General features: G+C 36.2%; 15 protein-coding genes and 3 pseudogenes. 3 read left to right on the top strand and 15 right to left on the bottom strand.

Annotated elements, in window-relative coordinates:
* Positions 1-26: 26 nt before the first annotated feature.
* Positions 27-299 (top strand): annotated as a pseudogene (locus HU137_RS10585) (transposase); the annotation flags it as partial.
* Between the two features lie 291 nt (positions 300-590).
* Here HU137_RS10585 and HU137_RS10590 read toward each other — a convergent pair.
* The 5 genes from HU137_RS10590 to HU137_RS10610 all read right to left on the bottom strand — a co-directional run bounded on the left by HU137_RS10590 (position 591) and on the right by HU137_RS10610 (position 3870).
* Entirely contained in the window at positions 591-1331 is a 741-nt protein-coding gene (locus tag HU137_RS10590; RefSeq protein WP_182043830.1) for an SDR family oxidoreductase, read from the bottom strand.
* A gap of 79 nt (positions 1332-1410) precedes the next feature.
* Entirely contained in the window at positions 1411-1977 is a 567-nt protein-coding gene (locus HU137_RS10595; protein ID WP_182043831.1) for a Crp/Fnr family transcriptional regulator, read from the bottom strand.
* A gap of 152 nt (positions 1978-2129) precedes the next feature.
* Positions 2130-2708, bottom strand: a complete 579-nt coding sequence (locus tag HU137_RS10600) for a YdeI/OmpD-associated family protein (protein ID WP_182043832.1) — start codon at positions 2706-2708, stop codon at positions 2130-2132.
* A complete protein-coding gene (locus tag HU137_RS10605) occupies positions 2708-3100 on the bottom strand; it encodes a RidA family protein (RefSeq protein ID WP_182043833.1) in 393 nt (130 codons plus the stop codon). Before HU137_RS10605 ends, HU137_RS10600 begins: the two co-directional genes overlap by 1 nt.
* 77 nt (positions 3101-3177) lie before the next feature.
* Positions 3178-3870: a helix-turn-helix transcriptional regulator gene (locus HU137_RS10610; RefSeq protein ID WP_182043834.1), complete on the bottom strand. Its 693-nt coding sequence runs from the start codon at positions 3868-3870 to the stop codon at positions 3178-3180.
* A 358-nt stretch (positions 3871-4228) separates the two neighbouring features.
* Here HU137_RS10610 and HU137_RS10615 point away from each other — a divergent pair.
* Positions 4229-4501: pseudogene (locus HU137_RS10615) on the top strand (transposase); the annotation flags it as partial.
* A gap of 275 nt (positions 4502-4776) precedes the next feature.
* On the opposite strand, the gene HU137_RS10620 reads toward HU137_RS10615, so the two are convergent.
* Entirely contained in the window at positions 4777-5772 is a 996-nt protein-coding gene (locus HU137_RS10620) for a ligand-binding sensor domain-containing protein (RefSeq protein ID WP_182043835.1), read from the bottom strand.
* A 341-nt stretch (positions 5773-6113) separates the two neighbouring features.
* Between HU137_RS10620 and HU137_RS10625 the strand changes: the two are divergent.
* Positions 6114-6386: pseudogene (locus tag HU137_RS10625) on the top strand (transposase); the annotation flags it as partial.
* 277 nt (positions 6387-6663) lie between these two features.
* Here the strand turns inward: HU137_RS10625 and HU137_RS10630 are convergent.
* From HU137_RS10630 to HU137_RS10665, 9 genes are all read right to left on the bottom strand, one after another.
* The gene (locus tag HU137_RS10630) at positions 6664-7224 is read right to left on the bottom strand and encodes a DUF305 domain-containing protein (RefSeq protein ID WP_008992243.1); all 561 of its coding nucleotides are present in this window, start codon (positions 7222-7224) and stop codon (positions 6664-6666) included.
* 197 nt (positions 7225-7421) lie between these two features.
* Positions 7422-7628 (bottom strand): GDCCVxC domain-containing (seleno)protein, encoded by a 207-nt coding sequence (locus tag HU137_RS13010; protein WP_246361546.1) that lies wholly within the window; start codon positions 7626-7628, stop codon positions 7422-7424.
* A gap of 1 nt (position 7629) precedes the next feature.
* A complete protein-coding gene (merTP, locus tag HU137_RS10635; protein WP_182043836.1) occupies positions 7630-8229 on the bottom strand; it encodes a mercuric transport protein MerTP in 600 nt (199 codons plus the stop codon).
* A complete protein-coding gene (locus tag HU137_RS10640) occupies positions 8226-8600 on the bottom strand; it encodes an ArsR/SmtB family transcription factor (protein WP_182043837.1) in 375 nt (124 codons plus the stop codon). Before HU137_RS10640 ends, merTP begins: the two co-directional genes overlap by 4 nt.
* Before the next feature lie 389 nt (positions 8601-8989).
* Positions 8990-10279 carry an APC family permease gene (locus HU137_RS10645; protein ID WP_182043838.1) on the bottom strand — a complete coding sequence of 430 codons (1290 nt, stop codon included), beginning with the start codon at positions 10277-10279 and terminating at the stop codon, positions 8990-8992.
* Between the two features lie 2 nt (positions 10280-10281).
* On the bottom strand, positions 10282-10710 hold the full coding sequence (locus tag HU137_RS10650) for a DoxX family protein (protein ID WP_182043839.1): 429 nt from the start codon (positions 10708-10710) through the stop codon (positions 10282-10284).
* 2 nt (positions 10711-10712) lie between these two features.
* Positions 10713-11189, bottom strand: a complete 477-nt coding sequence (locus tag HU137_RS10655) for a hypothetical protein (protein ID WP_182043840.1) — start codon at positions 11187-11189, stop codon at positions 10713-10715.
* A 76-nt stretch (positions 11190-11265) separates the two neighbouring features.
* Positions 11266-12084, bottom strand: coding sequence for an AraC family transcriptional regulator (locus tag HU137_RS10660; RefSeq protein WP_182043841.1), 819 nt, complete (start codon positions 12082-12084; stop codon positions 11266-11268).
* Positions 12085-12314: 230 nt separating this feature from the next.
* Complete coding sequence (locus tag HU137_RS10665; RefSeq protein WP_182043842.1) at positions 12315-12845, bottom strand: GNAT family N-acetyltransferase; 531 nt, start codon at positions 12843-12845, stop codon at positions 12315-12317.
* Positions 12846-13031 lie beyond the last annotated feature (186 nt).

The following is a 13031-nucleotide window of genomic DNA, read 5'->3' on the forward strand; positions in this document are numbered from 1 at the left end:
GTGATAATTTTTATGTAAATTAGTACATGCAAGGACGAAAAGAATTTAGGCCAAAATTGTTTTATGAACTGAGTTTGGAAAGACTGGTACCGGCCGATAATATTTACAGGAAAATCGGGGAGGAATTGGATTTTCAATTTTTGTACGATTCGACTAAAAAGTATTACGGTAGCGAAGGCCAGCAGAGTTTGGATCCGGTGGTTTTTTACAAGATTTTATTGGTGGGTTATTTGAACAATTTGAACAGCGATCGGGCTTTGCTCCAATATTGCGGTAATTGTCTAGATATCCGTTTGTTTTATCTGAAGAAACTTCTGAAGATCAAGGTGAAAAAAGTAAAAACCCAAGCCAAATCCTGAACCTTCCCAAAGGGAAGATTCTGGCAATTGCTTGAAGCTGTTTTGAGAAGGGAAAAAGCTTGGATTTAAGATAGTCAAAAATGGAGGGAATTCTAAATCAATTTGAATTTTGCTGCGCTTAGAGCGCTTTAAAATCGGTCAGATTTTCTTGGTTTTTTGTGAATTTTATCAAAAAAATGGAGTTGTGCAACGGCTACCGATGGTACAAGCAGTGTTTTTATCACTCCATTTTCACCAAGGAATTTCGCCTGTTTCGGGATTGGTTTCTTCGCTGATAAATTTTCCTGTTACTCCGTTTTTGTCAAGCAAAGCATATTTTACAATACGTTTTCCTGCTTCTTCAACTTCGCCACCGTTGTAACCTGTAAAATCGGTTTTTGTGTAACCAGGACAAACGGTATTTACTTTGAATGGTGTATCCCGAAGTTCGTAAGCCAAATGTACGGTAAGCATATTCAAAGCTGCTTTTGACGAACCATAGACCGCATATTTTGCAAAGTGGTAGCCGAACCAATTCGGGTCGCTTTGAAGTGTAATTGAACCAACACTTGTGCTTACATTCACAATTCTTGGTTCTGATGATTTGCGTAATAAATCAATAAATGCTTGTGTAACTCTTGCCACGCCAACCACATTGGTATTAAATGCTGATAAAAATTGTTCCGAATTTGCTTCTAATGCTGTGTAAGGTGGTGCACCGCCATTTATACCTGCGTTGTTAATTAAAACGTCCAAAATTTCCGTTTTCTTACCGATTTCAATTCGAGCATTTTTTACTGAATTATCATCGGTTACATCAATCTGAATGGCTTCAACGTTTGTCAAGTTTTCAGCTTTCAGTTTTTCAATAGCTTGTAAACCATTTTCTAAATTTCTACTTCCGATGTAAACGTAAAATCCTTTTTGCAATAGTTGCTTTGCTGTTTCAAAGCCTATACCCTTGTTCGCTCCTGTGATAAATACTGTCTTCATTTTTCTTTGATTTAAAATTTATGGTGCAAAGATTGCCCGATAAAAAATGAAGTCATTTACCATTTGGTAAAAAGTGATTTTAGCGTATGTTTTTTCTGATTCTGCTCAATGATTGTTGCGTAACGCCTAAATACGAAGCAATATGAGAAAGTGCGACACGATTAGTAAGTGTTGGATAGTTTTCTAAAAATTCCAAATAGCGTGTGGTTGCGTCTTGAGAAATGACAGGGGTTTTTCTGGATTTTTGATAAAGGCACTTTTGCACCATTTTATTTTTAATATTGTCCCAACCAACAATTGTATGAGATAACTCTTCCCAGTCTTGTTTTGAAAACACGATGAGTTTACAGTTTGTACTGCCTTGCAAGTACTCGGAAGAAGCCGAATTTGCTTCAAAATTGGGATAATCTACCACCAAATTATTTTCGGGGATAAAACAACGTGTAATTTCTTCGCCTTTGTTGTTGTAATAGCAACCACGAACAACACCTTCCACAACGAAACCGACTTGTCGGGGAATTTTACCCGCTTCCGAAAAATACTTGTCTTTGCCAAGTTCAATTTCGGTTACTTTACTTATAATAAATTCTATTTGTTGTTTATTTAGATTGCCGAACTGTAAAATATATTCAATCAATTTTTCCATTGTTGCAAAGTTAGTAAATGTCCTTAGCTATGATTTACCATTTGGTAAAAAGTGTTCGGATGTGTGGTCGGTTTAACGTTGCCTTTAACGGGGTTTCATCTTCTGTCCTGCGGACAAGACGAAAGCTTAGTTATTAGGCGTATGTGCCTTTTTTATAAGTGTTTTAGATTTAATTTTTGTTCTGCTTGTTCAATAATTTCTGCAATTCGTTTTTGTCGCGTTTGAGTTGTCTTGGCAAATAAAAGCTGTGTCAAAAGTAGCTTTTTTGCAGATTTGCTTAAGCTTAAAAAGTAGTCTTTTAGATTTGGTTTGTCAATAAATTTTGCTTCCAAGTCTGCTGGAATAATTAATTCTTCCACTTCGTCCAATATTGTCCAAGAGCCATTTTGTTTTGCTATTGCTACACTTTCATATCCTGCTTTTGTCATTAGGCCTTGTTCTATGAGTTTGTCAACTTTGTTTTTGTTGATTTTGCTCCAAGTGCTTTTCGGTTTTCGTTTGCTAAAAAATTGGTGTGAAGTTTCTTCGTCAATTTTTATTTTTTTGCTATCTATCCACCCAAAACACAATGCAACATCAACAGCTTCACTCCAAGTAATAGATTTTAATTCTGAATTTTTGTTATAAAAAACAAGCCAAACAGCTTGTTTAGAAAGATAATTTTTTTCTAACCACTTTCTCCAAGCTGTTTGACTTTTAGGATAAAATATTTCTATTTCATTTTTCTGCATTACTTAACTACAGTAGCTTCTAATTCTATTGTCAAAGTTGCAAATAATCCTTTAACTTCCAATAGAGTTGTTGCTTGTTGAATTCCGTGTTTCATTATGAATGGCACATACACATCCATACAAGTGGTGAAAAACTCGTTGGTGTTTGTAGTATATACATTCAACCTTACAATGTCTTTACATTCGTAACCCGATTCAGTAATCAGTTGTTCCAAATTTGCGATTGTCTGAATGAGCTGACTTCTCATATCAGCATTACTTGGAACTCCATTAGCGTCAATAGCTACTTGTCCTGAGCAATACAAAGTTCCATTCGGTTGCTTTACTTCTACGGCTTGAACCGAATTTGTGTTTTTACCCCAAGCCCAAGGGTCAAATGTTGCTTTTTGCATCTTACTTAAATTTTAAATTGTTAAGCCACAAAAGTAAAATGCACTTGCGACAGCCTTATGTCAGGGGTCAAAACGAGTTAGTAAAATTTATCAAAATACTCTTGTAAAGTCATTTTGTGTTGCTCAAATTTTTCTGTTAGCACTTGCATTTTTGTAATTCTGTCCAAACGAAAATATCTAAATTCTTTGCGTAAACGACACCAAGCAATTAGCAACCAATTTTCTGTTGTACTAATTAATGCAAACGGTTCTACTGTTCTGTTTGAAGTTTTGTTTTGTTCGTTTGTATAGTCAAATTTTACCAATTGAAAATTCGTAAGTGCCCGTTGTAATTCAGAAATATTGTTGCTATTTCTTTCTCTGTTTAGGTTTTGTTCAAAACGAGTTCTGTCAGCAAGTAAATTAGCTCTGTCTTTATCTGTCTGTTTTAAAACAGCTTTTATTTTGTCAATGGCTTCTGTATAATCTTTGATAAATGAAGTGTCTTTGTTTTTCAACACCAACTGCTCGGCAAGGATTAAGGCATTGGCTTGGCTTTCGGTAAACATTACTGGTGGAATTTTGTAGCCTTCCATTAAAGAATAGCCTTTTCCATCTTCTGTGATGATTGGAACTCCGGCTTGTTCTAATGCTCTTATGTCTCTGTAAATTGTTCTTACACTTACATTGAATTTGTCTGCAAGATTAGTCGCAGTCAAAAGTCGTTTTGTTTGCAGTTGTGTTAATATCGAAGTCAGTCGTGAAAGTCGTTTTGTATCGTTGTCGTTCATTTATTTTGTCTGACTGTTAAAGTTTGCAGGGTCTCGTGGCATTACGCCTTACGGGAAACGGCTTTGCGAAGGAGCGGAAAAGGAAGCACAAAAGTTCAGTTTAGCACTACCGTAGCAAAAGCCAATTTCTATTTGCTAAATTATACAAAAAAGCCAATAAAATTGGCTTTTGCGGATTACGAAGCACAAAACTTCAACTTAGCACTTAACCCGCCATTTTGCAAAACCCGTGTCCCTGTTGCACAACTCCTGATCAAAAATAGGCAAAGAATTAAAACCCACAAATAAATTGATTGAAAATTGACATAAAACACTTCAAATCAATTGTTTGAATGATGATTTTTATGTAAATTAGTACATGCAAGGACGAAAAGAATTTAGGCCAAAATTGTTTTATGAACTGAGTTTGGAAAGACTTGTACCGGCCGATAATATTTACAGGAAAATCAATTCGGAATTGGATTTTCAATTTCTGTACGATTCGACTAAAAAGTATTACGGTAGCGAAGGCCAGCAGAGTTTGGATCCGGTGGTTTTTTACAAGATTTTATTGGTGGGTTATTTGAACAATTTGAACAGCGATCGGGCTTTGCTCCAATATTGCGGTAATTGTCTGGATATCCGTTTGTTTTATCTGAAGAAACTTCTGAAGTTCAAGGTGAAAAAAGTAAAAACCCAAGCCAAAATCCTGAATCTTCCCAAAGGGAAGATTGGGGCAATTGCTTGAAGCTGTTTTAAGAAGGGAAAAAGCTTGGATTTAAGATAGCCAAAAATGGAGGGAATTCTAAATCAATTTGAATTTTGCTGCGCTTAGAGCGCTTTAAAATCGGTCAGATTTTCTTGGTTTTTTGTAAATTTTATCAAAAAAATGGAGTTGTGCAACAGCTACCATTGTTAGCAGAAGTTTTATTTATTTTCAATTTTGGCAACACCAGCAAAAGTTGAAACCCAAATATTTCCAAATTTATCCTTTGTTATTTGTTCTGTATAAATACTCGGGAAATTGGAATTTTGATTAGTATATATTTCCCAATTTTTTGTATCTAAATGATATAGTAAAATTCCAACACCACTTAACGACACCCACAATTCATTATTCTCTTCATCTAATAGAAAATCATTCAATCCATTTTCTTTTAAAATTTCATTATCTAAGGGAAAGTCAATTTTTGTCCAATTTGAACTTTTATCTAGTATATAAATTCCTTTATTTTTATAGTTATGTTCGTTGTAAAGTGAAAACCATATATTTCCATTTTTATCTTCAATTGCTTTGAAAATTATTGAACTTGAAAGCGGAGAATCTTGGTCATCAATTTTATGTACAATATTATTTTCAATAATTACGTTACCTGAAAGCGTTCCTAATAGAATTTTATCATTCTTATCAATATGAAATCCAAATGTTTTATTTGAAGGTATTCCAGAATTTTCTTGATTTATTACCGTCCATTTCTTTCCATCAAATTTGTATAAACCATCCCAAGATGTTAACCAAATATTATTGTTACTGTCTTCATAAATAAATCTAGCAGATTTTAAGATTGAATTATTTTCATCAAATCTTTTCCATTTAAAATTTTCATATTGATATAAACTACCTCCCATAGTAAGCCAAACGTTATTGTCAGAATCAACGAAAGCATTCTTTATTGGTCTTATAACACCTGATGGATAGGTATCAAATATTTCATTTTCGGTATTATAAACTATCCATTTTCCGTTACTTATTTGAACAATCCCATTATCAGTTCCAATCCAGATATTGTTATTCTTGTCGGAAGTTATTGCTCTATTCATATCCCAAGGTAACTCTGAGTTAGATTGCGTGAAAACCGTTATTTTTTTGGTTAATAAAGATTTGTCAGTACCTGGATAACTAGGTGTACCAATAGAACTCATATTAGCTTCCATTATTTTTTGAGAATATATAGTGGAAGTTGTAATGAATAATAATAAGATTGATAGATATATTTTCGTCATAAAATTTCTGCTAACGGTTTCGGGCTTTGCGTTCGGGCGGGTTTCGGAGCACAAAGCTTCAATTTATTACTAAAGTTCATTAGAAGCACAAAGCTCCAAGTTTGCACGTCAGCCCGCCTGACGCAAAACCCGTGTCCCTGTTGCACAACTCCTGATCAAAAATAGGCAAAGAATTAAAATCCACAAATAAATTGATTGAAAATTGATATAAAACACTTCAAATCAATTGTTTGAGTGATAATTTTTATGTAAATTAGTATATGCAAGGACGAAAAGAATTTAGGCCAAAATTGTTTTATGAACTGAGTTTGGAAAGACTGGTACCGGCCGATAATATTTACAGGAAAATCGGGGAGGAATTGGATTTTCAATTTCTGTACGATTCGACTAAAAAGTATTACGGTATCGAAGGCCAGCAGAGTTTGGATCCGGTGGTTTTTTACAAGATTTTATTGGTGGGTTATTTGAACAATTTGAACAGCGATCGGGCTTTGCTCCAATATTGCGGTAATTGTCTGGATATCCGTTTGTTTTATCTGAAGAAACTTCTGAAGTTCAAGGTGAAAAAAGTAAAAACCCAAGCCCAAATCCTGAACCTTCCCAAAGGGAAGATTGTGGCAATTGCTTGAAGCTGTTTTGAGAAGGGAAAAAGCTTGGATTTAAGATAGCCAAAAATGGAGGGAATTCTAATCAATTTGAATTTTGCTGCGCTTAGAGAGCTTTAAAATCGGTCAGATTTTCTTGGTTTTTTGTGAATTTTATCAAAAAAATGGAGTTGTGCAACGGCTACCATTGTTAGCTGCTGGCTTTTTATTCAATATCTTTAGTTTCTTGTTCTAACTTGCCTTTAAAATTTGGAACTGGTCTCTCCTTTTTCTCTAATTCCGTTTCAACAATTCCGTTCTCCTTAATATCCTTAATCAACCATTCCATTTCCATAATTTCTCTGCGTTGAGCTTTAATAATTTCATCCGCAAGTTTCCGAACTCTTATATCTTTGATTTTTGCTCTTTCGCTTGTCAATATGGCAATTGAATGATGTGGAATCATCCCTTCCATATAATCGGTATCAGTCACAGTTACTTGACTTCTTACTAACCAAATTGCTCCAATTATCATAATTGCTCCAAGTCCAAATATTACAATGTTAGTCGTCCTGCTTTTGTACATATTAAGCATATATGCAAGCATGATAATAATCATCGAACCACCCATTATTATAGTCATGAACAGACGAGTTTCACTAAACCAAAAGTGGTCGATTATTTGATAAGAATGAGTGTACATTAGAAAGAACATTGCAATCATGGATGTCGCAATCATCGCAAAAAATTTTCCGTATTTCCTTTTACTGTGTTGTCCGTTTTCCATTTTGTTCAAATTTTTAAATTATAAGTTTTGAGTTATTCAGCTTGCAGCTAACGGTTAGTGTATGAGCAGTAGCGGTTTTAAAAGTACAAACCTTTCAGTTTACCACAAAGTTTATTAATGGAACACACCTTTGATTTAACAATAAACCCGCTATTGCTTATACACATTGTTAGCGGTTCGGGATTTCTTTTTTTCTGTCAGCAACATTTCTTGTCTTGCTGAATTGGCGGACATTTCTCACTACCATAACTGCAATAAACACAGCAGTCGCCTTGTTGCGGTTTTAAAATGGTCTTGCAGTTTTCACACTCGTAAAAATATTGACAAGCGTCTGTCGGCATAGTTTCTTCTTTTTTGTGTCCGCAGTTGGGGCAAGTGATTATTGATTGCAATATGATTTCCATTTTATTTTTCCTTTTTGTCTGTTACTGAATATCCTGTTCCGTTAATTGCTGTTTCGATTTCGGTTATGTTCGTTTTTGTGTTATCAAATTCTACAATTGCATTTCCGTTTGCGTATGAAACAGTTGATTTTATTATTCCGGAAAGTTTGTTCACTTCGTGGTTTACGTGTTCTTCACATCCTGCACAAGTCATTCCTTTGATAGAAATCTCAACGGTCTGAACATTTGATTTGTCAACTACTATGATTTGTTTTTCTGTCTTTGGGTAAAATATGTGAGCATAATAAGGAAAGGCAAGCATTACAATAGCAAATGCTGTTACAATTCCTAAAAACTTTTTACTCTGAATGAATATTGGCTTTTCGTCCGCTTCACAATCACAATCTATTTCCTTTTTCGGTTTTAGTTTTTGATACCAAGCAAAGCCAAGTACCAATATTGTCAGACCGACAAAATATGGACGGAAAGGTTCAAGCCACGAAAAAGACGAAGCAAGTCCGCTTGTTCCTGCAATGAGTGCCAAAACTGGCGTAATACAGCATAGAGAAGCAGCGAATGCCGTTAAAAGTCCTGCTCCGATTAGTTTATTGTCCTTTTTCATATTGTCTCCAAAATTTTGTTTTCGTCAAGTATTTTGAAAAAAGGTTCAAGCAAGTTTTTGTACTCGTTTGTCAGAGAGTAGAAAATGGTCTGTGCTTGCCTTTCTGTTTCAATGAGTTTTCTGTCTTTGAGTTTTCGCAGGTGTTGAGAAACTGCCGAAATGGTCATTCCAAGAATGTCACTCAGGTCGCAAACACAAAGTTGTTTCTCTTCATAAAGCAGGAACAGGATTTTCAGTCTGACGTTGTTACCCGCCAATTCAAGTCCGTTCGATAAGTAGTCAAACGAGCCGTTGAGTTCTGAAACTCGGTCTTTACAACGGTTGATTTGCTTAATGTCCGCTTGTTGTCTTATGCAAGAATTCTTTTCCATAAGCACAAAGATAGTTAATTTGTTTATTTAAGCAACTACTAAAATACAACTTTCTAAAAATAACCCGATTGGTTTCTCGGGTAGTTTTTTTGCCTGACCGCTAACGGTCAAGTATAAGCGTAGTGCGGGATTTCGGAGCGATTCACTGTCCGCACGCACCAAACTTTGATAGATGCCAAAATACTTAATTTTAGCCACTCAGCCCGCATTACGCTTATACAATGTTGTAGGTAGTGCTTTCTTTTTCGTCCGTGCGTTGGGGCAGACACACTTATTGACAAGCTTGGGATTGTGCGGCTGATTTCGAGCGGCTTGGCAATGTGTGTGGCTGTCGAGCGTTGGCTTTCCTACTAATGTTAATTGAAGTAGTTAGACTTTAGACGGTTAAATTAATCTTTGCTTCGGGATTTCAACTTTAAAGCGATTGAATGCCAAATCAAACCAACACCTAGTAATGCAAGACCACCTATCCAAAAAGTGGGTTCAATCCAAAAGGCGAGAAACAGGCATCCAAATAACCCAAAAGCCGGAATCCAACGAGGATATAAGCGTAAGTCCGCAGGCATTCTCAGAGCTGCAAGATTAGTAATAGCGTAATAAATTAATACCGTAAACGCACTGAATGACCAAGTAAAAACCACATCTCCGCTTAACACTAATACTCCTATTATTCCTCCTGTCACCCAAACAGCAATAGCCGGACTTTGAGTCTTATGATTTATTTTGGACAATTTAGTGGGCAGGTCTTTTCTCCGTGCCATACTTAGAATTACACGCGACAAACCAAGCAGTAAATTAAGCACTACACCTAACATAGCAGTAATGGCAGCAATAGTGATTACAGGGCCAATAACAGGTACGGAAAGTGACTGAGCAACTAGCATCAGGGGCGCTGCTTTTCCCTCAACGCTTAAACCAAATGCTTCCGCTCCCATTACATTTATCGCTGTAAGTGAAACGGCAAGGTAGAGTATTACAATAATTACCATTGCTAGAATAATGGCTTTGGGAATTGTACTACGTGGCTCGGATACCTCTTCCCCGAGTGTTGCAATTCGCCCATATCCGGTATATGCCACAAACATAAGGGCTGACCCATAGAGAATTGATGTAATAGAGGTGTCTTTTACAGAGTCAACAATTGGTTGAACAGGAAAGCCCTTAACAAAGAAACTGACAATTACGAGTGCAGTAAGACCTAATAAGGTTGCAGAAACAATTATTATATTGGCCTGATTGCTTCGCCTAATACCACCGGAAACAAGTAATGTCATCACAAAAAGTAACAAAAGTCCGGCTCCTACAATGCCCACATTGTCAGCGTTTACACCAAAAGCATAAAACAGGTAGCCTATACAACCTAATACTGCCGTTGCAGCAGACGCTGACTTTGCTATCAAGAACATCCATCCGGCAGCAAATCCAAAATAAGAGTTTAGAAAGCGGTTTCCATACTCATATGTGCCTCCACTCACCGAATGTGCAGCAGCAAGTTGGGCACTGCTTAAACCATTGAAAGCTGCAAGTACAGCAGCGATTACCACTGCGATAATAATGCCACTACCTGCTATCTGGGTAGCAATGGCTATACTTACAAAAATGCCTGTCCCTACTATTGAACCCAAGCCCATTAAAATGGCTCCTGGTGTTTTTAGTTCTCGTTTTAGTTCGTTCTTCATTCTTAATTATTTTTTTGAAATATCGAGTCAACTGACCATTTCCCACCACCTTTAATTATCAAAAACAGACTTCCCAAAAGCATTGCCCAATCAGTTCGGCTGCCGTGCATCATTGCCCAAAATCCATCATTGGCTAAAACTTCTGATTTTGTAGTAGCAATGGCGACCAACATAATTACGAGTGTTGGAATACTTGCCAATCTTGTCAGCAAGCCAAGTAAAATCAATGCGCCACAAACAATTTCAAACGTGCCGACAAAAGCACCGAGAAATTCAGGTGATGGAAGTCCGATTTTTTCAAATCGCCCTGCACCACGAATAGCAGGAAATAAGAACTTTTGAATGCCTTCGGAAAGAAAAACCGCACCGACCATTAAGCGAATAATGATGGTGGTTTTTGAATGGTCTGAATTAATTATTTTTTGAAACATACTTATTTGCGAATTGGTGATTGTCTGTAAAGTGGTTTCTTTACTGTAAAGTGCGGTACTTTTTCCATTGCGTGGCAACTGATACAGCTGTTTGTCAGTATTCGGAAATTTTTGTTGAACACAACCGTATCTCTTTTTTCAAGTGCTTTTTCCATTTCTGGAAGTGCTACGGTTAAGAAATGTTCTGCAGATTTTGCACGTTTGGGTCTTCGTTCTAATCCGTTCTCAATTGCTTTTCGGATTTTTTCAATTTGATAGTCGGCATATTCCCAATTTTCGTCTTGTCCTGCCCAATACAGTTCCTGATAACGGTAGCCTGTTTCTACCATTGCCATATCAAAACCCCTGAATTGGTTTTCAATGGTTTCTAATTTTTCCTGTTCCGTTCCTTTTATCCATTTGCCTTGTGCATTTTGCTCTTGATTTTTTCCACAAGACCAAAGCAAAAGCAAAGCGATAATTGATATTGACCATTTCATATTTCGTGGTTTTTAATGTCGTAAAATTATACAACACTTAACCAATAGTATGGTCTATTTGAAAAAAGAGTGGTATTTAGTTGTTGTTGCTTCTAAAGCCCACTGGAGTTTGGTCAACGTGTCGTTTGAAGTATTTTGAAAAATGGGAATTGTCTTTGAAATCAAGTCTGTGAGCAATCTCGCTTACGGTAATGTCTGTGTAAAGCAAAAGTCTTTTTGCTTCATTGATGATGTGTTCTGAAAGTATCTCGGCAGAAGATAGTCCTGTTTCTTTTCTGCAAATGGCATTTAGGTTTTGCGGAGTGGTGTTCAACAATTTGGCATAATGGTTTACCTTGTTTGTGAGTTCATTTTCTTTGCTCAAAAGGTCAATGAATTTTTGAAAGGTAGTGCTATTGCCGTTTTTAGAAATTTTTGGTGTTACTGATTCAAGAAGTTTTGCCAAAAGTGCTTTCAACAGTCCGTCAATGATTGGTTGATTTGGTTTTTTCTTTTCTTGATATTCCTTTAGTAAAATGTTAAAAATGTCTATTGCAGTATTGTCTTTAGGGAAAAGGCAGGTTTGTGCGCTCAATTCTGAAATCAGGCATTTGATGTCCTTGTCCAAACAGTTGTCGATAAAGAATTTTTTGATGATAAGCACAAAGCCTTCGGGTTCTGTTTTGATGTCCCAAAAATGAACTTGTTCTTTTCGGATAGTGAAGATTACAGGAGGTTTTATTTCATATTCTTTGGTGTCAATGGTGTGTGAACCTTTTCCTTTAGTCAGGTAGATAATTTCAAAATAGCTGTTGTGTTTGTGTGGAGATGTTTTTCTGATGTGTTGTCTGAACGGAGCAATTTTTAGTCCTTCGGTCTGTCTGGTTTTGTCTTTTATTTCGAGTTCTGTTTTCATTTATTGTCTTGTCCGTCCGTGCGGTGGCAAAATTAGGCTCTTTTGGTTTTTCAGCGTTGGCTTTGGGTGTCGGCAAAAAACCAAATGTGCCTAATGCGGGCCGGCTTTTTGCATTACCTACAACGGTCTCGGCTATGAGTAGTTGCGTGGGTTAGCACTTAACTTTGCAAGTACACACCAAACTGAAAATCCGCGAGGATTTTCAGAAATAGGTAAGAACAAGCAATTACTTATAGCCATTGTTGTAGCCAGTTATTTTTTTCTAATTCATATCTTCTGTCCGTACAATTATCTCTTTCATTAAAAAATTCAGATACAGGTTTCATAAACTTGTCTAAAATTTTCACAGACCCAACATTCGCAATATTCACATCAGCAGTAACTTTGCTTACATTCATTTGCTGAAAATAATATTCCAACATTCCTTTGGTCGTTTCTGTTCCGTATCCTTTTCCCCAATATTTTTTTCTAAAGCGATAACCCAATTCTTTTTCGTTATCTTCATTTATTAAAAACAGAGCAAGTCCAATTAATTCAGTTTCCCTTTTTTTAAATATTCCGAACGCACATTTTTGGTCATTTAAATCACTTAATTTCAAATTCAGGCTTTTATTAAATCTATCTGTTATTTGATTTTCCGTAAATGCCGTTTGAGGTATAAGTTCTAAAACTTTAGGGTCAGTGAACAATTCAGCAAAGTGTTCCCTGTCCATACTTTTTAAACGTCTAATTTCTAATCTTTCAGTTTCAAATATTTTCATTTATTTGATACGGTTTGTTTTAATTGGCTACAACGTCCCGCCGGATTTACGAAGTTCCTCGAGGAGTTTTGTTAATCGAAGATGTACAAAATCCTGAGGTATTTCGTAAATCCGGAGATGTGCTGAGTTCATGCAAAGCATGATGACGAAGTACATCTCCGGATGTAATCCGGCGGGACGATGTGT

Origin of the sequence: Moheibacter lacus (assembly GCF_014042165.1) — a bacterium.
GTDB lineage: Bacteria > Bacteroidota > Bacteroidia > Flavobacteriales > Weeksellaceae > Moheibacter > Moheibacter lacus.